This window comes from Actinomadura opuntiae, assembly GCF_030283205.1.
Classification (GTDB): domain Bacteria; phylum Actinomycetota; class Actinomycetes; order Streptosporangiales; family Streptosporangiaceae; genus Spirillospora.
In genome coordinates this window covers 493,111-516,352 of record NZ_JASNWF010000001.1, presented here as the reverse complement: position 1 = coordinate 516,352, position 23,242 = coordinate 493,111, and the positions used below count along the sequence as shown (strand labels likewise).

Sequence of the window (23,242 nt, the reverse complement as noted above, 5' to 3'; positions counted from 1 at the left end):
GCGGGTGAGCGGTGACAGGGAGCGGCGACCGATCGGTGAGTTGCTGGATGAGGTCGAGCAGGACCTGCAGGAGCTGGACCCGGCCGACACGCTGGTGGCGTTGCGTGCGGTCTGGCACGCGTTCTGCGTGACCGGAGCGGCGGGCGAGCTGCTGTCGATCTGCGCCGACCCCGACACCTACGGGCCGCTGTGGGCCAACGCCGAACCGGTCGTGTCGACCGCGGTGCGCACGGTGGAGACCGCCCCCTCCCTGAAGGCGAGGTTCAGCACCGAGATCAACCCCGCCGGCGGACCGGGCGACCGGCTCGATGACCAGGCCGCGCACGCGGTCCACCGGCGCATCCTGAACGTGGCGGCGGCCATCCACGCCTACCTGCCCAGGGTGGCCGAGGGCACCACGCGCGAAGGTGATCGGCGGGTCTGTCGTCAGGCGGAAGTCCTGGCCGGTGAACTGATCGACGTCTACCAAGGGCGCCTGCGCTCGTTCCTCAATCCCTGGCGCACCTCGTTCGGGCCGGGCACCATCCGAATCCGCGGGCAGGGGCGCAGGCAGGGGCCCGGTGGTGGGTCGTTGGCGACCAAGAGCACCAACAACAAGCGGAAGCGGAAGAAGAAGCGCAAGCGGTAGTGCGCCCTGTGGCCTCGGGGCGTGATGCGGCAGGGGAGCGAACATCCCTCCAAGGAGCGGCGGCTGGCGGCGGGAAGTCGCGAGTCCGCGCAGGTGACGGCGGGTGCGCTCAGCTGGAGCTGGAGGCTGATCCCTCGGGATCTCCAAACCAGCGTCCGACCACGCCCTGGCACCAACCCTTCGGCGCTGGCCGAGCATCCGCCCGCAACGCCGACCTCATCTACCTGATCGCCGCCCGCCCGGCCCGCTCGGGCGCCGCATGACGCCCTCAGCTTGCCGATCGTTCCGGCCAGTGCCCCGGCAAGAGACCTCGGGACTGGCGCCGCGCACGCCTCCATGGTCCTCGCCTCCCTGGTCCGCAGCTCCAACGGCTGACCACCGCCGACCGCCCCGGCACCAGAACCCACGCGACCGGTCGGCGGCGCGGTCGGGGGACTGCTGGCCAGGGGTTATGGTGCTTCGCGGCCGACGTCGCGCGAGTGCGGTGTGTCGCCCCATCGCCCCGGTAGGCGGTGACGATGACCCCGTCGGGTGAGTGGCCGCCCCATTCGTCGGGCCAGCCGTTGTAGAGCGCCGCCATCTTCTCGCGCAGCAGCTCGCTGGACAGGTCCACCTGGCCGGCCTCGTCGGTGATCTGTCCGCGCTCGACCTGCTGTTGCACCTCGGCGATGGCCTCGACCCAGGCCACATCCCAGGTCGCGACCGTCGCGTGATGACCTGATTCCTCCGACGCGATGTGCAGCAGGCCGTATCCGCCGGGGATCGGTTTGAGCCCGGTGACCGCGCACGCGCGCCGGTAGGCGCGCCCACCGCCGAGCTTTGCCGGGGTCAGGAACGCATACTCGCGCAGGATCGGCCGCTCGATTCCCACAGGCCCGCGCACAATCCCCTCCGATCATAGGTCGAACGACCGGGGGCATGATCGTCCTACCCCGTGCTGTCCAGAGTCACGCACGTCGTCGCCAGCGTTCCGCAGGCGTCTGGCATGACCCCGTGACCACGTCGGCAGCCGAGCGTTCCCGCGCAGGCTGTCGGCCGCGTGGTAGCCGGTCCGGGGACTTCACGCCAGCACAGTACGCCCGCGGCCGACAGCCTGCGCGGGCCGTCTCGTTCTGCGACACTCATGCTGTGACCGGCATGCCCCCGTCCGGAGCTGGAGCAGGTGTCCCGGTGAGCCCGAGCGAGGCGCTGCTGCGCGAGCATGCGGCGCTGCGGGAACGCGTGCTCGACGAGCACATGTTCGCCGTCGTCTACGGCCCGCCGTTGCCGGCGACGATGCGGTTGCAGCTGTTCACCGCGCCGGACGCGCGGCCGGTCGTGGTCGCGATCCAGTCCAGCAACGAAGGTCCGTCGCTGGTCAACGCCGCCGAGACCTACGTCGGCGACGCCTGGCGTCGGCTCTGCCCGGACGAGCCGCGGCCGCCGCTGTGGGTCCAGCGCCAGATCTTCCCCGACGACCACCGCGCGAACTACGGGATCGACCTGGTGACGTTCGAGAAGGCCGATGCCACCACGCACACCGTCGCCGGGCCGCAGTGGGGCCCGATCGACGACGAGATCCTCGCCCGGCTGGTCGGTAGCCCGGTCGACCGCGGCCGCGGCGATGGGTACGTGCCCCGGCCACCCGAACCCGAACCCGAACCGCGCCTGCTCGTCGCCCCGGTCGTGCGCCTGCCGCGGCCGCGCACCTGCCGGGCTCCGGACTGCATGCCCGCCGCCGGGATCCCATGGACTCGCCGGGTGGTCCGTCAGCTTCGCCCCCGCTTCGCGGCGCGCGACTGCTGCTGGTACCACGGCGGCTCCTGGCACGTCGTCACCCGCGCCGCCATCGATCTCCGCCGCCAGGCCCAGCGCGAGGGCGCCACCGCCAGCGAGCTGCTCGACCGCACCCGCGAGCTCGCCCACGACGCCGAGCTGCCCGCGTGGGAACACGAGGCGCTCCTCAGCCTGCTGGTGGACCCGATCCTCCCGGGCCGGACCGGCTTCATCAACGGGAGCCACCGATCCCAGGCCATGCTCGACCAAGGCGTCCGCCAGGTGCTCGTGGTCGAGTACGTCGACCCGCCGGACCGGGCCGAAGCCGATGCCGCCCTCGCAGCGTGGGCGGCCAAGCACACGCCGGGGCACCCATGAACCGTCTTCCCGACGACGACCCGTGGTCGACCGGGCACACGCGGCGGCGCTGGATCCCGCACATCCCCGACAGCCCCGAGGGCTTCGACGCCCTGGGCCCGCGCCGCGTCCCCACCGGCGTCATCGCGGGCATCCCCGTGCCCGACCAAACCAGCTCCCAGCACGTCGCCGACCAGCTCGCCGCGCTGCTCAACGCCCGCCCCGCGCGCATGGCCGCGGCGGTGTGGGCCGTGTTCCGGCACGAGTTGCATCCGCGCTCGCACATGGGCGAGGCCCTGGCCAAGATCACCGACCCGGCACTCCCTGCCGGATGGCGGCACTGCTACGCCGAAGCCCTGGCCTGGACGCCCGGCACCCCGCCGACCGACTGGACGCCGGCGCCGGTCGAGAACGTGCAGCGCGTGGTCCGGTGTCTCGACGCGGTGTGGCCCTGCCCCGGCTTTCCTCCCGGCGCCCATCCGCTCAATGCCGAAGGCTTCATGATCGCCAACCCGGACGTCCGTTTCGCCGGTGCGGCTCCGCCGCCGGGCTTCCAGCCCTTCCCATGACCGCAGCCCTCCCCGCAACATGCAGTCTATTCGCGATTCTGGATCACGTTGAACGAGCCTTACCGTGACCCAGAATCCTGCCTACGCGCCGCACTCTTGCAGAATGTAGGGCGAGATGGTGGCCAGGTCGTCGGGCGATGCCGGTTCAGTGGGTTTTGGCCCCCCGCTGAGAGTGATGAAACAGCCCCCGAGCACTGAGCTCGTGGGCTGTTTCGTTTTCCGGTGGTTGCCGTATGCCTGGCTGTGGTCGCCCGCGTTACGAAGACCTTACGTGCCCGCACATGGAGAACCGGTCGAGGCGGCGCCGGGTCATACCCCGATGACGGCCGTCCCGTCGGGCGAAGGGGGATGTGATGGTGCTGCGTATCCGGTTCACCACCGACGACCTGTGCCGGGTTCGAGTGGCCGGCGGGCCGCACCCGCTGTGGGAAGCGATCCTCAGCATCAATAGCCTGCAGTCGCCGAAGCTGCCGTCGGCGTACCGGCCCTGGCGGGATGCGGTGACCGCCACCGTGCGGTGCGGCGCCGTGGATGATCGCTGGCTGCGGGCCGCGGCGATGCTGGTGCCGGCGTCGGGGAACTTCCCGGACTTTCTCACGCCCACGATTCCCGAGATCGACCCCGAGGCGCACTACGAGACCATTCTCGCGTTGCCGACAGAGGCCGTGCGGGCCGACCTGCAGCGGACCTTCCGCCGCCAGCGGCCACCGGAATGGGCGCTGCGGCTGCACCGGCAAGGCGACACGCGGCGGCTGATCGACGTGCTGCGCCGTTATCACGACCTGGCGATTGAGCCGGTATGGCGGCAGGTGCACCAGCGCGTCGAGATCGATCGCGCGCGCTTTGCCCGGCATCTGCTCGACCGCGGGGTCGAGGGGCTGCTCGCTGGCCTGCATCCGTCGATCCGCTGGCGCAACCCGGTGCTCGAGGCCGACTATCCGGCCGACAGGACCGTCGAGCTCGCCGGGCGGGGCCTGCTGATCGTGCCCGCGCATTTCTGCTGGGGCGCGCCGGTCACGCTGATCGACGGTGAGCTGACACCGACACTCGTCTGCCCTGGCGGCGGCGAGCCGCACCCGCCGTCGCCGGACCTGGCCGGGGACCGCATCGAACGGCTCGGCCGGGTGCTCGGCACGACCAGAGCCCGGCTGCTCGGCGCGCTGGCCATCGCCGGATCCACCACCGAACTGGCCGCCCGGCTGAACATCTCACAAGCCGCCGTCAGCCAGCACACCACAGCGCTCCGCGAATCCGGGCTGCTGAGCACCCACCGGGTCGGCCAATCGGTGCGGCATGCGCTCACCCCGCTCGGGCGCCGGCTCGTCGACGGCTGACCGCCCCCCTGACGCGGCTTTTCGTGCTCTGCTTAACAGTTCTTTTCGCCGACACGCTCTTGGTGGAGAGTACATCCCAATAGCCATCCCAGAAGGAGAAAAATGATCAGTAAAACTCCACGAAGACAGCGGAAACTGGTCGCGGGCATCTTGCTGGCGGTCGGCTTCCTCGTCACGACGATCGCCGGTGCCGTGCCCGCGTCGGCGGCGGCTCAGGCGCCCCGGGCCGCGGCGGACACCTGCTGGACGAAGGACATCACCAGGCCGTACCCCAACTGGAAACTGAATCCGACCGGCGCCGTACGGCTACAGGTGTGCTATCACCGGTCCGGCACGGGGTACGCCTACGCCCGGGCCCGGCTGATCGGGCTGGCTCATACCCATATGTGGGGCAAGGTCGGCATCGAGTTCCGCGGCTGCCCGAGCAACGGATATGCCAACGGCCACAACGAGATGGTGTTCCCCGGAAATCCGGACAACCACACCGGGTTCGACTACGGCACCCAGGCGTACGGCGGCACCTACTTCAGGGTGCTCCAGTCGGGCAGCATCTACTTCCCGTTGGGCACGCTGGTGAAGGTGCGGATGTTCACCGGCGGGGCGGTCTTCGGAAATCCCCATCAGTGGCCAATATGGGCGCTTACACCCAAGGGCCCGACGGTCGGCGGATGGGGCCCCGGCGAATACTACGACTATCCCTGCGTACGCATCTGATCGTCCGTTCCGGACGACATCGACGATCTGGGCGGTGCCGTCACCGGCGGCACCGCCCAGCAGCGTGGAATCGACGAGACAGATGTCCGGCGTTTGCGCTGTTCAGAGAGTTTCGCCGAGCACCCACCCAAGATCCTCAACTGGGGCCAACTCAGCTTCGCATCTGGGGCCTGTTCTCACTCGCCGAATCATCCGCGACGTCGTCGAGCGGGTGACCCCCAGCGTGCTGGCCGCCCGGGCCGCCGGACGAACCGAGCCCCAGCAGATCCTGGCCGAGCATGTACGGCACACCGTCGACCTGTTGCTGGACCGCTCCCGGGTGCTCGCCGACAAGGTCACCGCCGGGCAGGCCGCAGTGGTGGGCCTTCGCTACCGCTTGGCCGACGGCAACGCCGAGATCGTCGCGTCCCGCGGCCTGGACGCTGCGAGCTCCGCCGTGCCCTGACCGTCCCGACGCCAGGGCCCCGACCGCTGGGGCCCTGGCCGCCCCTGGCCGCAGCGCCGGTTCCCACATCGTGGGATCACGTGGTGGTGGCGGTCCAGCGCTAGGTGTTCGCGCGGCCGGTCGGCTCTGGGGACTGGACGGGGAGCGAGGTCTGGCGGAACTCCTCGGCCGCGCCCTGCAGCTTGCGTACCGCGTCGGCCAGCCGGCCGCGGACCGCCAACGCCCGCATATGCGCGGCCTCCGGCTGCAAGGTGGCCTGCTCGCCGAGCCGTCGCGTGGCATCCTGACCGACCGCCTCACACCACCCGGTGACCTGCCGCAGCGCCACCTCGGCGGCGTCCAAGGCCTCCTCCAGCGCATCGGCTGACCACTCCTGCCGGCCCATCAGCTCCCCCTCCGCGACCGAATCCACAGTGCCCATCCCCCCATGATGGCCCACCCAGACAGCCCCACCCAGCCGGCCCATGCCACCGGCCACCCGGATTCTTCTAACCCGGCGCTTTCTTACCCGGCGCCGTCCTGTGCGCCGCTTTGCCCGGCCGCGGCACGGGCGAGGTGTTCGGCCTGGCAGGCAGCGCACCGCCCGGACCACCCGTAACCGGCGCACGCGGCGTACTCCACGGCGGTCATCATCTCCGCGCATTGGCGGCAATGGCGGCTCGCGCTGCGGGCAACGGCGACGACCGGGAGCAGGTGCGCCGGCGGCCAGATCCGCAGCCCGCCCATGGTGCCGCGCGGCCGGCGTTCGGTCCGGTAGCCCGCACTGGCCAGGACGGCGGCGACGTGCGCCAGCACCTGCGGCGGCCGGGACCGATCATCAGCGTCACCGCAGACCGACACCACGCAGCAGGCGTCGTCGGTGCTGTCCACCGTGAACCCGCCCGGCGCGGGTGCCTGCGGGCAGCCCGCGGCCCGCAGCACGATACGGATCTGCTCAGCCGTCCAGTCCCGCTCGGTCCACAGCGGCCGCGCATCGACCGCGTAACCGAACTGCGGCCCCTCCCGCAGGTCGGCCATCAACACAACAGGATCCTCTCAACCAGCACCGGCCGGCGGCACGACCTCCAGCCCGGTGACAACCGCCCCACTTGCGCCCATCCCAAGGCGGGTCACCCCGTGTGGCGGGGACCCGCCGCGCGGCGAAGCCGGTTGGCGATCGCCAATCCCAACCCCTCCTCCACCGGCAAGGAGGCGACGATGAGGTCGCATCCCCGCTGGTCGAGTTCGCGTAGGAACCCGTACAGCCCGCGCGCATAGGCGGCCATCGAACCAGGGACCGCCACCACGGCGTGCGCCTTCACCAAGGCGCCGGCCAACGACGGCGGAACAAGGACGCCCACACGGCGCCCCCGCTCCTGGGCGAGCTCGGCTTGGCGGACCACCTGCTCAGGATCGACCAGGACGACCCGTGCCCGCGGCGCGTAGTGCGAGGGATGCTGGCCTGGCACCCGGACCCGGCTCGCCGTGGGGACCTCCAGCGGGCACCCCAGCACCGCCTGGAGGTCCTCGCGCGTCACTCCGCCGGGCCGCAAGATGGCCGGGGCCCCGCCGGTGGCGTCCACGATGGTCGACTCGACGCCGACCTGGCAGGAGCCACCGTCCAGCACCACGTCGACCCCACCACCCAGCTCAGCACGCACATGGCCGGCCGTAGTGGGGCTGACCTGGCCGAAACGATTGGCCGACGGGGCTGTGACACCACCGCCGAAGGCCTCCAGCAGCGCCAGCGCGACGCGATGATCGGGCACGCGCACGGCCACCGTCTCCAGCCCGCCCGTCGCTTCCAAGGGCACCCGGCCACCACGCCGCAAGACCAGCGTGAGCGGCCCCGGCCAGAACCGCTCGGCCAGCACCCGCGCCACCGCCGGCACCTCAGCGACCCAGCCGTCCAAATGCTCCGCACCGCCGAGATGAACGATCAGCGGATGGGAAGGCGGACGCCCCTTGACCTGGAAGATGCGCCTCACAGCGACCGGATCCTCAGCGTTGGCGCCCAAACCGTAGACGGTCTCGGTCGGGAAGGCCACCAGCCCACCGGCACGCAGCACACCGGCCGCCTCCTCGATATCACTGGTCCTCGCTTGTCACCTTGCCGTCACCCGCGCAAGCCTAGGCGCACCCAAGAGGCCCGCGACGACGCGTTCGCGCAGCCGCCCCGCGATCCCGTTCTGCCGTACTACCAGGGCCGCCCCCTACGCCGGCTGGGAAGCCGACCGCGCGAGCGGCTGACCCGGTCCTGAGACGCCCCCCTCAACCTGGTGGGCGCCCGCAATCAGGCGCTGATCGCTACATTGCGGCTCGCCGTAGTTCAGGACTCCCGGCCACGCTTATTACAGGACCTGCCCTTGCCCCTGGGGCGGCGCCGAGATCTGGGTGGGGTGGGCGAGGATCCAGGTGTAGAGGATCTCGTGCAGGCGGCCGTCCCAGTGCGGGCGGTTGTAGATGCTGGTGGTGGTGCCGGTGTGGCCGAGCAGGCGGCCGACGCGGGGCTCGTCGACGTCGGCGGCGCGGGCGGCGGTGCCGATGCCGGCGCGCAGGGAGTGCGCGGCCAGGGCGTCGACGACCTCGTCAGGTTGTCCGGCGTCGGCGGCGGCGTCCTTGACGGTGGTGGCGACGTACCGCTCGGACAGCGCGGTGGCGCGGACGTTGCCGCCGGCGGTGATGCCCGACAGCAGCGGCGGTGCGGCCTGGCCGGTGCGGACCCGGCGGCGTCGGGCGAGGTGGCGGCGCCGGTCGGCGGCCTCCAGCCAGGCCAAAGTGGCGCGCACCGGGCACAGCCAGGCCAGCTCGGCGGGCGCGTACGGGATGTCGATGGCGCGGCCGGCGCCCTCCTGGTCCGTTTTGCTGTGACCGAGGGTGATCCGCAGGCCCTGTTCGAGGAGCTCCAGGTCGTCGACCCGGATCGCGGTGAACTCGGTGCGGCGGACCCCGGCGAAGAACCCCAGTAGCAGCAGGCAGCGGTCGCGGAGCGCGATCAGGTAGGCGCGGCGGACGGCGGCGCGGGCGGCCGGGTGCGGGCGCGGCGGGACGGGCCGGGCGCCGACCATGGCGGCCAGCAGCGGGAGGGAGACGGCGTCCTTTCCGGTGGCGTGCACGCCGTGGGTGCGGCGCATGCCGCGGCTGATCTGCCGGATCCACGGGTGGTCGGTGGGGGTGGGCTGCCCGGCCTCGGCATGCTTGTGCCGGATCGCGGCGATCCGCTGCGCCACGGTGCTCATCGCGATGCCGGTGCGGCCCAGCTCGGCCAGGTACAAGGCGACCACCTCGACCTCGGTCGGCCGCGCCGGCACCCCGACCGGCAGACCGAACCGGGCGCAGAACCCTTGGAACTCGGCCCAGCCGTGCGCGTACTTGCTGCGGGTGGCGGGCGCGTGCGCGGCGGCCAGGTACCCGGCGACGTCGGCGGCCAGCGCCGCCAGGTAGGCGGCGCCGCCAGAGTCGGCGTCGGCCGTGACGCGTGCACGCACGAACTGCGCCAGGTCCGGGACGGCGCCGGGGCCACCGGCCGGGGCGACATCGGCCGGTGCCGCGGGGACCACCTGGCCCTGCAGCGGCTCGTCGGCGGGTTCCGGTGTCGAGGGAGCGGCGACTTCAGTCATCGGGCTCTGTTCTTAGTGGGAGTCGTGGTGGGCGGTTCTGCCGCGGTGTCGGTGCTGCGATTTTTCCGGCGGGGTGTCAGCGGCCGGGCCGATTGAGTCTCGGCTCAGCTTTCGCGCTGGCGGCGCGCAGAACCACCTCGGCGTCCAGCCCGGCGGTGCGGCAGGCGTCGGTGAACCGCTGTGGATCGGTCCGGGCGAAGAAGATCAGGCAGTCGCCCAGGGACGAGTCGATGCGGTATCCGGCGGCCACCAGCCAGAGCGTGTCGCCGACCTCGCCGTGGTGTCGTCCCAGGAGGCTACGCAGCATTCGGGTTCGGCGGGTGGGCTGCCCCCGGCCGGCCAACCCCAGCAGCGCCGGCACGACGATGATGCAGCCGATGAGGCCGCAAAGGCCCAGTGCGATCCATGCGAGACCGGTGACCAGCCACGCCCACCTCGCATGATCGCCCGAAAGACCCGGCAGGCGGGACAGCAGGAACAACGCCGCCGTGGTGACCGCTCCCGCGGCCCACCACCCGGCTGATGCCAGCAGGTCGCTACGCAGGCCCGGCTGCTGGAGGTATTCCCGGCGTGTCATGTGCGGCGGCGCTGGTGTCGGCCATGGACGGGGGTGGTCTCCAGGAACGGCGCCGCCGATGTGGTCTCGGGAAGAGCTCATCGCTCATTCCTTGCGCCATCGGTGTTGTCCGAGCCGTCGGAGTCGCCGACGCCCCCGTTCAGTCCTCGGGCCGCGCCGGGCTCGGCGGCGGGCTCGGCGGCGGGCTCGGCGGCGGGCTCGGCGGCGGGCTGTTCGGCGGGGGCGCCGGTCCCGGAACCGGCGGCAGGGTCCGCCAGGGAGCCGGCGAAGGCGGAGGCGGGGTCGGCGTCAAAGATCAGCGGGCGGGCGGCGTAGTCGCCCAGGATGCCCAGGGTGAGGGGGGTGTGGTCGGTCTTGCCGGCCGGTGGGAGGCGGATGTCGAGTGCGGCGCGGTGGGCGCGGCTGGGGCGGTGGGTGAGTTTCTCCACGGCCGCGGTCTCCTCGGGAGTGGGGGCGATGTCCTTGAGCGTGGAGGCCGAGCGCGCGGCGGCGGCGGCGAGCGCGGGCCAGGGGACCGGTTCCGGGGTGATGAACTCGCGGCCCCAGGCCACGCCGAGCGCGCGCAGCAGCTCGGCGGTGCGGGTGAGCCGGTCGGCGTGCTGCAGCATCGCGGTGACCAGGTCGGTGTTGGTGGCGGTGCCGTCGGCGGCGCCGGGCAGCAGCGCGGTGACGTCGACGCCGATGTCGGTCAGGAAGTCCAGCAGTTCGGGCGGCGGCGGCTGCCGCCGCCCGGTCCCGCCGGGCGGCCACGACTGGCCCGGCTGGTCTCGCTCGGCGGCGGGAGCAGGGCTGGGGACGGATGAGTCGTCGCCGTCGATGGGCCTGAAGGTGTCCAGGTTGGTCAGCGAGCTCTTGCGGCGGGGCATGAGGTCCTTTAGATAGCTGGCGGGCGGCCGGGAAATGGCGGCCGGGGAACTCGCGGGCGAGGCGGCCGCGGCCGGGTCAGGGGTGGCCGGTGCGGTGGCCGCGGGCGCAGGCGGTGATCGGGGCCAAGTGCTCGATCAGCTCGGACCAGGAGTAGCTGCGGTCGTCGGGCGGCTCGCCCTTCCGGCGCCGGGGCGACCAGCCGTCCGCGGGCAGCGCCCCGAACCGGTCGTGTTCGTCGGCGTGCCGCTCCCACACCGTGCCGTCGCAGTCCACGACCTGCCGCACGTCATCGGTCGGCGGGCCGGACCGTGCGGGGTCGGACCAGGTCTTGGGGAGCGCCCAGGACGGGTCCAGGGTGTCGAGGGAGTTGCGGCGGGCTTCGGTCAGCGCCAGCCGGGCCGCCTGGCGGCGGTGGGCCGGATCACGATAGGAGGCGACCTCGGGCAACGCGAGCACGTCGCGCACCGTCAGGTCGGCCGCCAGCCGCTCGTAGCCGATCTCGGCGGCCGAGGCCGGGACCTGGTCCAGCGGTGGCTCCAGCGGTGGGTCCAGCGGTGGCTGCATCGAGGTCGCCTCTCCCGTGCACGGTCCGGCGGGGCGCCCTGAGCCGCGGCCGCGCGGACGGCCGGGAGCACACCCGGTGATGTTCAGGGCATCGGCCGGTTTCCGGCCGGTGCATCAAGGAACCCTAGCGTGGACGGTCGACAACGGTCGGCCGAAACACTGCAGCAGGGTGGAACTCATCCGGTCGGCGGTGACCCGCAGCCTCGGGCGCCGGGCATCACCAGGACGGTGGGCATCGCAACGGGTGGAAGACGGCGCCCGGCACACTGTCGGGCGCCACGGAAGATTTCAGTGCATGGCGTGGCTGACCTGGGGGTTGAAATCTTGGCGAGGTGTGTAGGCGGCGACGGTGTGCCAGTGAAGGTTTCAGTTTTGAGGTGGCAGGGTTCAGCTTGCCTCGGCGGGTGGTTCCTGGCGGCCGGGGTTGCCGTTGTGGTGGATGTTGTGCTGCTTGCGGAATTTGTCGTAGCCGCGGGTGGCTCGGCGGTCGATCACGACCTGGTCCAGGACCTTGCGGGTGATGGCTTCTTCGCTGCTGACGACGGCGCGGATGGCGGCCTCGCGGATGAGCAGGGAGAGGCTGGCGATACTGCCGCCGGTTCGGTGGTGCAGGTATTCGTGGTCGCGGATGAGGGTTCCGGGTTTGTGGTCGAGGAGGACCAGGGCGTCTTCCATGGTCTTGACGACGTTGGCCCAGGCTCGTCGCTCGTCGTCGGTTCCGATCGTGAAGAGGCCGAGTTTGTGGAGGCTGTTGCGGCCGGAGGTCTGGGTGGCGCGTTCGCTGGCGCCGCCCTCCAGGAACAGGCCGGAAGTCTCCAGGTCGTGGCCGGTGAACACGAACGTGGCGGCGCAGTGGTTGGCCAGGTATTTGAGGTGGTCGTTGACGACTTTGCCCTCCTTGGCCGACAAGTCCAGGAAGTGAACGTCGTCGATAATGATCAGCTGGACGCCGCAAAGGCCGGTGGCGCGGAGCACGGCGTCGGTCATCTCGTTCTTGGTCGCGGCGCGGCGGAGGGGAAGGTTGAACCATTCGGCGAATGCGGCGGACAGGTCCTTGGGGGTGGCTTGGGAGGGGATGCTGATGTAGACGACCGGGGTGTAGTCGACGATGTAGCCGTCGTTCTCGTGCGGCTGGAACTTGTGCGGCTCACGGCGGCGCAGGGTCTTCTCGAGGTCGGCGGCGAACAACTTGACCAGGGTGGATTTGCCGACGGTCGGCGGTCCGTCGATGACCACTCCGCGGCGGGCGCCGGCGGGCTGGTGCGCGTTGGCGAGCAGCTTGATCTTGATCGTTGTGGATGTGTTTCATTTCCGGGGTGCGGATGAGCACCAGGGCGCTGTGCCAGGCGTGCCGGGCATGGTCGAAGTCGTCTTTGGCCTCCTCGGCGAGTTTCTGGTAGCCGGCGGAAGTGAGGAGTTCGGGCCGGATGGGTGGGACTGCGGCCAGGTAATGGCGCCACTCCTCCTTGGTGCGGGGTTCGGCGAGGCCGGGATGCAGCGGACCAACGGCCATTCACAGCTCCGGGGAGGGCGGCTCGTTTGGGTCCCAAACCTCGCAGCCGTCGAGGTCGGACAAGTCGAAGCCGGACAGGTCAGTGGTGTCGGCGGTGTCTGAAGGCGGATCGGGAACGGGCCTCAGCACGGGCGAGTGCGCGGTCATCTGGTGCAGTGCGTCCACGGCTGCCGGGTGCGGTTCGTGCGGGGCGCCGACGGCCGGGACGGCCTGTTGCCGGTCGCGGGCGGCGGCACGGGCGCGTTCGGCGTCGCGGGCCATGCGTTTGCGGTCGGTGCGGGTCCAGGACTCGGGGGCGTCCATCCGGTTCTGCAGCTCGATGAGCGCGGCGGCGACGTGCTCCTGGTCGCGGGCGGCCAGGTCACGGACGCCGAGCAGCCGCTTGACCTCGCGCAGGGTGATGTCGGTGAACGGCTGGTGCTCATCCAGGGCGTGGGTCCAGCGCAGCAGGTGCCAGGTGCCGTCGGCGGGGTCGTGGAAGTAGGCGTGCAGCAGGTTGCGCGGGTCGATGCGGATCGGCCATTTGCCGCCGGGATAGGGGGATCTGGCGCCCCGGTAGCGGCGTAGCACGTCGCCCCAGTAGTGCAGGTAGTCGATCTGGACGCCGTCGGGCCGGATGAGCCGGCCCTCGATGGGCAGCAACTCGAAGTACAGGGCCGGGTCGGTCGGGCAGGTGACATAGCCGGTGCGGGCGACGGCCAGGGCGTAGGCGTCGTTGGGAGAGAGCCGCTCGTCCGGGAAGCCGGGTGGGATGAGGCCCTTGTGGTGGCGGCGCTGATAGATGGACACGACGTATTCGGTGAAGAACTCGCCGAGTTCGGTGATGGTCCAGCGGGCGAGCTTCTCGATGCCGACGCCGCGGTGGACGACGTCGTAGCCCTTGTAGCCGGCGACGTGCTCGCTGAAATGGGTGCGGATCGTGCCGAAGACCCGCTCGACCTTGGCCTTGTCGGTCGCGGTGAGGATCCGGGCGTCCTGGATGCTGATACCCAGGGTGCGGCAGGCGCGCTTCATGACGTCGGACTGGTAGGGCTTGCCGTGGTCGATGACGATGGTCTCGGGATAGATCACCGGCAGGGCGGCGGCGTCGGCGAGCCGCTGGTCGGCCTCGATGATCCGCTGGACGGGAATGCTCATCGCGGCGAACCGCAGCGCATCGTCCCAGCCGGGCCGCATGGGGGTGGGGACCAGCACGTCGGCCAGCAGCATCCCGATGTCGATGCCCTTGGTGCCTTCGGCGGTGAAGGTCCAGGCCAGCACGGAACGGGTGGCGACGTCGAGGGCGACGGTCACTTCCACCTTGACGAAGTCGTCGGTGTCGGGGTCGTAGGCGAGCACGTCCAGCGGGGTGGTGTCCATCATGACGATCTCACCGGGGCGGGCGGCGTCGGTGCGGCCGGGTTCGCGGTCAGGCGGTTGCGTTTGGGTGCGGCGAGTGGTGGCGGGCCCGGACGGGGACCGGTTCAGCAGCAGCCTCACGATCCGGTAGAAGGTGCGCTCGGGCGGCAGCGTGACCTTCCCCTGGCCGTGCTCGAAGTCCAGACGGTTCTGGACGCGGCGGCGGAACCGGCCGCCGACGGTGGCCGAGGAGTCCTCACGTTCGGCGCCGTACTGGTCCCCGATGGCCTGGATGATCCGCGGATCGATGCCGGCCAGCGGGTTGCGGGCACGGGTCTTGCGTTTGTCGACCAAACCCCACAGGCCCTGGGTGTGCCAGGAGTCCAGCAGCTGCCAGACCCGCCTGCCGGTCAGTCCCAGCTCGGCGGCCTTGGCCTCGACGCGTTCGTTCTGGGACCGGCCCGGGTGGTAGTCAGCTCGAGGTTCACCTTCGGCCGGGTGCGCGGGGTCGCCGGACCGGTAGCCGGTGGTGGCCTCCAGCAGATGCGCCTCCAGCTCCAGCACCCGCTTCTTGACGTCGTCGGGAAGCCCCTCCAAGACGGCCGACGGCTCCAGGCGGATGCCTTCCTCGGCATCGGCGGGAGCGGCCGCGGCCCCATAGCTGGGATCGGCGATCAACTCGGCCAGCCCGACGATCTGCCCATGACCGGTCTCGGACTGCAGCCGGACGCAGGGGCCGGTCAGCCCGATCACCTTGTGGCGCTCATCTTCGAACTCGACCCAGTCGCCGTAGGCGATCTGGACCTTTGCTCGTTCAGGGTTCACCGGTGGTTCTCCTCGGCGTGTCCGGCTTGGGGGCGGTGCCCGTCCCCTGGGGCCGTCAGCGGGGCGGTCAGTTAGTCCGTCGGCGGGGCCGCCGGTGGGGCTGCGCGGGGGGTGGGGCTGCGCGGGGGCGGTCGGGGTTGGTGTGCAGCAGCGTGGTCTCGCGGAACGGGGCGTCCAGGTCGACCAGTAGGTGCTGGTGCCAGCACAGGTGGAACACGACCGGGCGGGCGATGACCGGGTTCGTCGTGAAGCTGAGCAGTTCGGCCAGGGTCACCGGCCGCTCGGCCAGGGTGAGGATCGGGCCGATCAGCTCAGTTCCGGCATACAGGGGACGGCGGAACCCGGCCAGCCAGGAGATATTGGCCCAACGCCCGGGGTCGACGCCGCCGAGCATGTCGTAACGCCAGCCCAGGACCGCGCAGGCGGCCGCGGTGCGGCGGGCCTGCAGAACCACCTCGGGCCGGTCCAGGTGCCGGGGGTTCTTGACGTCGACGACCAGGGCGCTGCCATCGGCCATCCGGGCGAAGATGTCGGGGACGTGCCACCAGTCCCCGCCGGCGTCGGCGCCGTCGAACCGCAACGCTTGGGAGCTGAGGTTCACCACGCCGTCGTCGAAGTCCAGCATGGTCAGATGCTGGGATTCCAGGTAGCTCTCGTAGGCGATCAGGTCGCTGGTGGTCGCCGCCCAGTACTTGCCCGGGGTGTGTCGTTGGCCGTGGTAGCTGGGGATGCCCCGGATCGCCGGGACGTCCTCGAAGGGGACCTGGTTGATCAGCGGAGCGGTGTCGGCGTTCACCGGAACGACCCGGATCTGGCCCGTGGACGGGTCGATGTGGTGAAGGACCAGGCCGGTTCCGGCCGTGACGCCACCTCTGCCCGGCGGCTTGGCGGAGGTCGTCCGCCGTGCGGTTGGTCCTGAGGTCACCGGTCACCTCCATCCTTTCGGGAACGCGGCGGTGAGGCGGGCGTAGCGCAAGGCGGCCCGGTGGGCACCGGGAAGGACCATCGTGTCCAGGGCATCGGCGAGCGGGCCGGGCACCGGCAAGGCCCGCAGCAGGTTGTGGTGCCGCGACCGGCTCCGCCGGGCCGCTGCCGACACCAGCGGGTCCAGTGCGTGGCGGCAGGATTCCAGGTCCGGGGCGGCCAGCACGGGGTGCGAAGCGATCAGCAGCGCTGCGGCCAGGGGCGCGGTCGCGGGCATCCGTCTCTTGCCGCCGCCCCCCTGCGGCCCTGGCTTGGCCTGACGCCGCTGATCCTCGCTGAGCGCCTCGGCGATCTGCGGCACCGCCCCGATGACCGGATGCCTACCCGGGTCCGGTGCCAGGGCGAACCGGACCAGGACGGTCAGGAAACGCAGCGCCGCGAACCAGCCCATCGCATCGACCGGGCCGCCCGCGATCGGGCGGGGTGCCCCCCGCGCGGCCTCCAGCACCGCTCGCTGGGCCTGCACCATGGTCTCGGGGACGGTGGTGGCGGGCAGGACGCCGTAGGGCCGAAGGCACCGGTTCCGAGCGTCGCCGCCCGCCCCGGCCATCACCTTGTTGCAGCAGCGATGCGGGTCGGTGAGCCCGGTCATGCTCGGCCCGGTAGGCTGGGCGCGGCGGCCTCGGCGTAGCCGGATGCCGCAGCCCGGGCAATCGTCGACCAGCAGGAGCCGGTGAGCGGGGCAGCAGGCGGCCACGCCCAGTTTCCACCACAGTGGCCAGACCGGCTCGCCGGCCAGACACGCCGGACACGCCCGGCTCCCGTGGAAGATCGCCCATTCGCGGACCGTCAGCGCCTGGACGACCTTGTGGTCACCGGCATCCATGGCGGCCAGATCGAAGCGGGAGAAATGCAAAGGCCCCTCGCCATAGTGCGTCAGCACCGAGCCGGCGAAAGTCTCCGGGGACAGGCCGGTGGCTGCTCGCAGGCTCTCGCGGCTGCGGAGGGGGAGCGCGATCCCAAGCAACGACGGCGTGGTCTGGTGACGGCACGTCCGCAGTCCGAGCCTTGCGGCGGCCTGCCCCTCAGGAAGGCCCAGGTCGGCGGCCAGGCGACAGAGCCACGAGGTGAACGACTCCCCGGCCCGCGGCGCAAGCACCACCGGCAGACGACGCGGAAGAACACCCCTCAACCGAGCAACGGCCCCACTCCCGCCCTCGCGCCCGGCCGCCTGACCCGCCGCGGCGTCCGACTCGAGCAACCCCGCCGCGCCGACCTCACCCCGGCCGGAAACCGGGTCAAGGACAGGCAGCGCGGACATTTTCCATCCTCCCCCGGCCGGATCACTTAGGTTTGCAGATTATATCCCTGCAAAGCTGGGCGAGTGCCCCCCAGAGCATGCATCAGGTGCCAATGTGCCGATCAAGGCCACCACCGCCCGGCCGGCGGTGCATTATATTCGTGCCGTCATGGGCGCTCAAGGCGCACTTAACACCGATTGAACCAGGACTTTCCTCTCAAATCGGATGCACGGCTCGGCAAGCCCTCCCGGTTCCACTCAAGGCCACTGCTCCATTCCTTGATCAGCGAGCGACTCAATAACGAGACCGCTGACAGTCTCGACAGCTTGATCATCGGAGTTGTTACGTTCCTTGGCACCCCTCGGCTTCATCGAACCCGGTGGGCTTCAGCCTGGACACTGCCGCCGGGTCTGTCCGGTTAACGGCTCTGTCGTTTTTTCATATCTGTCGCATATTCGGCTCTGTAACATATTCGGTGGTGACGACCTGGTCTCCTGATATCACGATCGGTCATGCAAGAGATCAGCGATCTTGTGGGGCTGGTGTTCTCCGGACTGTCTCCGCTGGTCATCGAAGGATGTGATGGACCAGGGCGAGCTGATCTGGGTGCGAGCCAGAACACCCGACGGCCGGCGGTGTGCCCGGAGTGCGACACCGGGTCAGCGCGGATGCACGGTTACCAGCAGCGGACGGTCGCCGACGCTCCGATCGATGCCCGCAGAGTCGTGGTCGGCGTGCAGGTACGCCGGCTGGCGCGCCCGATCCGCGGCTGCGTCGAGACCTTCCGTGAACAACTGCCGGCGTCCTGAAGCGTTACCAGCGCCGTACGCCCCAGCTGACCTTGCAGATCGGCGTGGTCGTACGAGAGCTGGCCGGCCGCGCTGGCACACGTCTGTTATCCGCGCTGGGGGCGCTGGCGTCCCGGCGCACTACGCTGCGCGTATTGCTGCGGCTTCCACTGTCGGAGCGGCCGGTACCGCGGGTGCTCGATGTGGACGACTTCGCCCTGTGCAAACGCCGCAGTTACGCCACCGTGCGTGATCGACTCCGATACCCGGCAGCGCGTCGAGATGCCGCCGACCGCAAGGCCGACACCCGGCGCCACTTTCCGAGTACGACTGGTGGGCGCCCTGCAGCGCCATCACGCCACCGACAGCGTGCCCTCTGATGGGCGGCCAGGGCAGCGCCGCGCTCGTTGTGGAGGCAGCCGGCGTGACCCGATGCGGGGTCAGAGCCGGCTTAGGAACTCTGGTGCGCAGTGAGCGTGCGGTGCAGTGGTAAGCGCGCTGACCGTTCTCGGGCAACACGACCGCGACCATCATTGCCGTCACAGTGCGTGATGGAGTACTGCCTCTCACTGGGCAGGAGACGCCGCTGAGCAGCCGAAACCTTGCGGATCGTCGCAAAGGCGTGGATTGCGATCAAGCGAGGACGCCTATGAGGTCACGCAGGACCACAGCAGTACAGAGTGATCTAGATCACAAAACGTAGATCATTCGACATCTTTGCGAAGGTTAACTAACCGGTTACCTTGAGGAGGCTTTATCCGCTCTTTATGTCCTTGGGGTCTTTGTGCGCCTTCGTGCTGTCGGTGCCATGCGTCGCCGTGCGCCCGGTTTCAGGTCGCTGGTGTTGCGGCGTTCAGCTTGGTCGGCCGGGCTGCTGGTGGTGCTGCTGGTCGCCGCGCTGTTGCAGCTCCCGGGCATGGTGGCGGCACCGGTCGCGCGGGCGGATGACACCGCGCCGAAGACGGCGGCGACCGAGGAGCAGGCGGTCAAGGCGGCCCGGGAATCGGGTGAGCCGGTGGAGGTGCTGGCCGAGCGGGGCGAGACCCGCACGGTGCGGGCGCTGCCGAACGGGCGGATGCAGGTCGAGCAGCATATCCAGCCGATCCGTACCCGCAAGGGCGGCGGGTGGGCCGGCATCGACACCACCCTGCACCGCTCCGGGGAAGCGATCGTGCCGGGTGCGACCACGGTCGGGTTGTCGTTCTCCGGTGGCGGTAGCGGCCCGATGGTGCAGATGACGCGGGCGGGCCGCAAGCTGGCGTTGACCTGGCCGCAGGCGCTGCCCGAGCCGACCATCGACGGTGACACCGCCACCTACAAGGGCGTGCTGGGCGACGGTGTCGATCTGCAGTTGCGGGCGCAGGCGGACGGGTTCGCGCACACGCTGGTGGTGAAGACCGCCGAGGCCGCCAAGGACCCCAAGCTGGCGCAGCTGGCGTTGGCGCTGTCGGCGCCGGGGCTGTCGGTGGCCCAGGAGCCGGCGGGCGGGGTGCTGACTGCCAAGACGGCCTCGGGTTCGGGGGTGTTCGAGGCGCCGTCGCCGATGATGTGGGACTCCAGCAAGGCCCCGTCGCAAACCCAGGGGTCGGCGACTGCGACCACCCCGCAGACGCGGGCGATGGACACCGGCGAAGGCCCGGCGGAGGGTGCCAAGACCGCGCCGGTCAAGATCGCGGTCGTGGGCGGCAAGCTCACCCTGACCCCCGACCAGAACCTGTTGACCGCACCGGACACCACGTTCCCGGTGTACATCGACCCGGTGTGGGGGACCACGAAGGCCTCAGCATGGGGAATGGTGTCCTCGGGCTACCCGAGCCAGAGCTATTACAAGTTCAACGGCAAGTCGACCGAGGGCGTGGGGCGTTGTGAGGTGGCCAAGGACGGCAACTGCGTCATCAACCAGACCAAGCGGCTGTTCTACAAGGTGGCGTTGCCGTCGATCAAGGGCCGGGCCGCTACGTCGAGTCGGTGGAGTTCACGGCGTACGAGACCGGCGCTTATGACTGCAACAACGACACCTCGATCCAGCTGTGGCGGACTCTGCAGTTGAAGTCGTATGCCACCTGGAACAACACGGTCGGGTCGTGGAACGACGGGGGTGCGTGGGGTGAGCATCTGACCTCGCGTGAGGTGTCGTACTGCTCCAGCGCACCGGTGGAGTTCGGCGGGTCGCTGCTGCGCGATCACGTGCAGTCGGCGGTGGACAAGGGGTACGGCGACATCACCTTCGGGTTGAAGGCCTACAGCGAATCGTCGATGGACTGGTGGAAGCGGTTCTCCGACGACGCCTACCTGAAGATCCAGTACAACAACCCGCCGCTGCAGCCCGACACCGACACCATGTTCGCCGACCCGGGCACCAAGTGCGTCAACGCCCCCGATGCCAAGACGGTCAACGACCTGCCGACGGTGTACGCCTACTTGAAGGACCCCGACACCGAGGACAAGAACAAGGTCCAAGGCCAGTTCACCCTGCATTGGGCGAACAAGGCCGACGGGTCGGACTGGGGGCCGAAGTGGACGTCGGCGCTGACGCCGGCCAAGACCTCCAACACCCGGTTCTCGGTCAAGCTGCCGTCGACGATCCCGCAGAAGACCAAGATCGGCTGGGGTGTGCGGGCCTGGGACGGTGAACAGTGGGGCCCCTGGTCCTACGACGGCGCGCAGACCGGCTGCTACTTCTACTACGACACCTCAGTGCCGGCCAAACCCACGATTACCTCCACCGACTATCCCAATGATGACGCCTGGCACGGCGCCGTCGGGGAGCCTGGGCAGTTCCACGTCTCCGACTCGGCGGGTGTCGCAGACCGGTACGAGGTCAGCTTGAACGGCGGGCCGACCCAAACCATCGCCACCAGCGGCGGCGCGCAGCGCAACGCGGTGCTCGCCCCGACCCGCTCGGGCCCCAACATCCTGACGGTGCAGGCGTTCGCGCCGTCCGGCCAGAACGGCGCCACCGTCTCCTATGAGTTCCGTGCGAACACGGGCGCGGACCCGGCGGCACGGTTCGGGATGGACGAGGACGCCGGCTCCTCCGCGGTCACCGCGACCAGTCCGGGCACGGCGGCGTGGCTGCGCGGCAACGCCGTGCTGGGCGGCGAAGGCAAGAACGGCACCGCGCTGAGCTTGGACGGGGTGTACGGGTTCGCCGAGGCGGGCCTGCCACAGGTCGATTCGACCAAGAGTTTCACCGTGTCGGCGTGGGTCAAGCCCACCCAGACCAAAGCCGGCGACGTGCTGGCACAGATGGCGGCGTCTCAGAGCGGGTTCATCCTGGGGATGCAGGCGGACGGGAAACCGGTGTTCAAAAGCGCGTCCACCGACACCAACGACGGCGGCGGCACCTGGCATGTCGCGGCCGCCGGCTCGCCACTGGCCCTCGGGCAGTGGGCCCACCTGATCGGGGTGTACGACCAGAGCGCCGCGCAGATGCAGCTGTACGTCAACGGCCAGCTGGCGGGGACGGTGAGCAACGCGGCGCCGCTGGAATCGAAGGGCGCCTTCCAGATCGGCCGCAGCTTCTACAACCAGGGGTTCCTGGACTACTGGCCGGGCTCGATCGACGACGTCACGACCTTCTCCCAGGCACTGACCGGCACACAGGCCCAGCAGCTGGCCGCCGGCACCGAGCCTGACGGCGCGACCGCGCACTGGAAGATGGACGAACCACAGGGCGCCCCACGCGCCTACAGCCCCACCGAACCGATCAAAGCAACCCCGGGCTCAGGCGCCACCCTGGGGTCGGCCGGGCAGTCGGGGAAGGCGCTGCGCCTGGACGGCACCGCCAACGGCTACGCCGCCACCGACCATCCGTTGATCAACACCCAGCGCAGCTTCGCCGTGTCGGCGTGGGTCAAGTTCGACGGTTCGGCTGCGGGCAACGACTTCACCGCGTTGTCCGCAGCAGGAGACAACAAGAGCGCCTTCTACCTCAAGTACGTCAGGAGCACCGGCAAGTGGGCGTTCGCGCGACCGGCGCAGGATTCTGATGACCCCGGCTGGTACGCGGCGACCTCGAAGGCACCGGCGCAGACCGACACCTGGACGCATCTGGTCGGGGTGTACGACCAGAACACCCGCAAGCTGCGGATCTACGTCAACGGCGTGGCCGGCAACGACAGCGCGGTGCTGCCGTCGGCGTGGAAAGCCGAGGGCGGGCTGCAGATCGGCCGCGGCAAATGGGCCGGGAACCAGGTCGATTCCTGGAAGGGCCTGATCGACGATGTTCGCGTCTACGACCGCGTTCTCGGCGCCGACGAGGCGGAGGAACTGGTTACTCAGCACCCGACGCTGAAGGCCCGATGGATCTTGAACCAGGACGGTTCTGGCGACCCCGATGGCGGACTGGCGCTGGGGCTCCACAACACCGCGACGATCGACCCGAACGCCGGGTTCAGGTGGGGAAGCTCGGCGGCCGGCCTGCAGTTGGATGCCGCGGGCAAGGCGTTCGCTGAAACCTCAGCGCCCGTGGTGGACACCAGCCAGAGCTTCACCGTCGCCGGATGGGTCCGCAACATGGGGCGCCCGCAGCAACCGGCCACGGTGTTCTCCCAAGCCGGAGCCAACACCGACGCGTTCGATCTGCGGTATGTCCCGAGCGAGGATGCAGACGCTCAGGGCAGCTGGCAGATCGTCATGCACAACGCCGACAAGGCCGACGCCGCACCGCTCACCGCCACCCACCCGAAGTTCATTGAATACGACTGGGTGCACCTCGCGGTGGTGTACGACGCGCTCCACGACCGCGTCAGCTTGTACGTCAACGGCCAACTCAACGAAACCTCCGACAACGTCTCCCAAGAAGACCAGGTCCTGGGCTTCGAGGCGAAGAACGGTGGGCTGCAGGTGGGCCGCAACAAACTCGGCGCCACCGACGGCACCGAATTCTGGCCGGACGCCATCGACGATGTGTGGGCCTACCAGGGAGCCCTCACCCAAGAACAGATCGGCCAGCTCGCCGGCGACGCCGAACTCACCACCGAAAACGGCCCGTGACCTGACCCGCCGAGCCCGCCCGCCACGGGACGGGCCGACCCTCGACGTTCGTGACCGTGATTCGTGCTTGAGCATGCCCGCTGGGTGCGGGGCGTGCGTGTGGAGGATGCCGTGAGATCCGGTAGGGCGAAGGCAGGCAGGGCGAG

At 70.2% G+C, this 23,242-nt stretch carries 20 protein-coding genes and 1 pseudogene; 9 read left to right on the top strand and 12 right to left on the bottom strand.

Annotated features, from left to right (window positions below; all coding sequences use genetic code 11):
- Positions 1–4 precede the first annotated feature (4 nt).
- Positions 5–628: a hypothetical protein gene (locus tag QP089_RS02700; protein ID WP_285909554.1), complete on the top strand. Its 624-nt coding sequence runs from the start codon at positions 5–7 to the stop codon at positions 626–628.
- 268 nt (positions 629–896) lie between these two features.
- On the opposite strand, the gene QP089_RS02695 is transcribed toward QP089_RS02700, so the two are convergent.
- Positions 897–1,499: a hypothetical protein gene (locus QP089_RS02695; protein WP_285909553.1), complete on the bottom strand. Its 603-nt coding sequence runs from the start codon at positions 1,497–1,499 to the stop codon at positions 897–899.
- Between the two features lie 299 nt (positions 1,500–1,798).
- Between QP089_RS02695 and QP089_RS02690 the strand changes: the two genes are divergently transcribed.
- The 5 genes from QP089_RS02690 to QP089_RS02670 all read left to right on the top strand — a co-directional run bounded on the left by QP089_RS02690 (position 1,799) and on the right by QP089_RS02670 (position 5,802).
- Entirely contained in the window at positions 1,799–2,761 is a 963-nt protein-coding gene (locus QP089_RS02690) for a hypothetical protein (RefSeq protein WP_285909552.1), read from the top strand.
- Positions 2,758–3,309: a hypothetical protein gene (locus tag QP089_RS02685; protein WP_285909551.1), complete on the top strand. Its 552-nt coding sequence runs from the start codon at positions 2,758–2,760 to the stop codon at positions 3,307–3,309. Before QP089_RS02690 ends, QP089_RS02685 begins: the two co-directional genes overlap by 4 nt.
- A gap of 353 nt (positions 3,310–3,662) precedes the next feature.
- A complete protein-coding gene (locus tag QP089_RS02680; RefSeq protein WP_285909550.1) occupies positions 3,663–4,643 on the top strand; it encodes an ArsR/SmtB family transcription factor in 981 nt (326 codons plus the stop codon).
- Positions 4,644–4,793: 150 nt separating this feature from the next.
- On the top strand, positions 4,794–5,357 hold the full coding sequence (locus tag QP089_RS02675; RefSeq protein WP_285909549.1) for a hypothetical protein: 564 nt from the start codon (positions 4,794–4,796) through the stop codon (positions 5,355–5,357).
- 211 nt (positions 5,358–5,568) lie between these two features.
- A complete protein-coding gene (locus QP089_RS02670; protein WP_285909548.1) occupies positions 5,569–5,802 on the top strand; it encodes a carbonic anhydrase in 234 nt (77 codons plus the stop codon).
- A 100-nt stretch (positions 5,803–5,902) separates the two neighbouring features.
- On the opposite strand, the gene QP089_RS02665 is transcribed toward QP089_RS02670, so the two are convergent.
- The 11 genes from QP089_RS02665 to QP089_RS02615 form a co-directional block, all read right to left on the bottom strand.
- A complete protein-coding gene (locus tag QP089_RS02665; RefSeq protein WP_285909547.1) occupies positions 5,903–6,223 on the bottom strand; it encodes a hypothetical protein in 321 nt (106 codons plus the stop codon).
- Between the two features lie 83 nt (positions 6,224–6,306).
- Complete coding sequence (locus tag QP089_RS02660) at positions 6,307–6,819, bottom strand: hypothetical protein (RefSeq protein WP_285909546.1); 513 nt, start codon at positions 6,817–6,819, stop codon at positions 6,307–6,309.
- Between the two features lie 92 nt (positions 6,820–6,911).
- Positions 6,912–7,868, bottom strand: coding sequence for an L-threonylcarbamoyladenylate synthase (locus tag QP089_RS02655; protein WP_285909715.1), 957 nt, complete (start codon positions 7,866–7,868; stop codon positions 6,912–6,914).
- 264 nt (positions 7,869–8,132) lie between these two features.
- Positions 8,133–9,401, bottom strand: a complete 1,269-nt coding sequence (locus QP089_RS02650; RefSeq protein WP_285909545.1) for a tyrosine-type recombinase/integrase — start codon at positions 9,399–9,401, stop codon at positions 8,133–8,135.
- 76 nt (positions 9,402–9,477) lie between these two features.
- Entirely contained in the window at positions 9,478–9,978 is a 501-nt protein-coding gene (locus QP089_RS02645; protein ID WP_285909544.1) for a hypothetical protein, read from the bottom strand.
- A gap of 77 nt (positions 9,979–10,055) precedes the next feature.
- A complete protein-coding gene (locus QP089_RS02640) occupies positions 10,056–10,844 on the bottom strand; it encodes a hypothetical protein (protein ID WP_285909543.1) in 789 nt (262 codons plus the stop codon).
- A 76-nt stretch (positions 10,845–10,920) separates the two neighbouring features.
- Complete coding sequence (locus tag QP089_RS02635) at positions 10,921–11,409, bottom strand: hypothetical protein (protein ID WP_285909541.1); 489 nt, start codon at positions 11,407–11,409, stop codon at positions 10,921–10,923.
- Between the two features lie 387 nt (positions 11,410–11,796).
- On the bottom strand, positions 11,797–12,687 hold the full coding sequence (locus QP089_RS02630) for a TniB family NTP-binding protein (RefSeq protein ID WP_285909714.1): 891 nt from the start codon (positions 12,685–12,687) through the stop codon (positions 11,797–11,799).
- Between the two features lie 235 nt (positions 12,688–12,922).
- On the bottom strand, positions 12,923–15,085 hold the full coding sequence (locus QP089_RS02625) for a TnsB C-terminal domain-containing protein (RefSeq protein WP_285909540.1): 2,163 nt from the start codon (positions 15,083–15,085) through the stop codon (positions 12,923–12,925).
- 67 nt (positions 15,086–15,152) lie between these two features.
- A complete protein-coding gene (locus QP089_RS02620) occupies positions 15,153–16,010 on the bottom strand; it encodes a TnsA-like heteromeric transposase endonuclease subunit (RefSeq protein ID WP_285909539.1) in 858 nt (285 codons plus the stop codon).
- 3 nt (positions 16,011–16,013) lie between these two features.
- Positions 16,014–17,330, bottom strand: coding sequence for a TniQ family protein (locus QP089_RS02615; protein WP_285909538.1), 1,317 nt, complete (start codon positions 17,328–17,330; stop codon positions 16,014–16,016).
- Positions 17,331–17,822: 492 nt separating this feature from the next.
- Between QP089_RS02615 and QP089_RS02610 the strand changes: the two are divergent.
- From QP089_RS02610 to QP089_RS02600, 3 genes and pseudogenes are all read left to right on the top strand, one after another.
- Positions 17,823–18,389: pseudogene (locus QP089_RS02610) on the top strand (transposase family protein); the annotation flags it as partial.
- A gap of 517 nt (positions 18,390–18,906) precedes the next feature.
- Positions 18,907–20,148, top strand: a complete 1,242-nt coding sequence (locus QP089_RS02605; protein WP_285909537.1) for a hypothetical protein — start codon at positions 18,907–18,909, stop codon at positions 20,146–20,148.
- Positions 20,067–23,096 carry a LamG domain-containing protein gene (locus QP089_RS02600; RefSeq protein WP_285909536.1) on the top strand — a complete coding sequence of 1,010 codons (3,030 nt, stop codon included), beginning with the start codon at positions 20,067–20,069 and terminating at the stop codon, positions 23,094–23,096. Before QP089_RS02605 ends, QP089_RS02600 begins: the two co-directional genes overlap by 82 nt.
- Positions 23,097–23,242 lie beyond the last annotated feature (146 nt).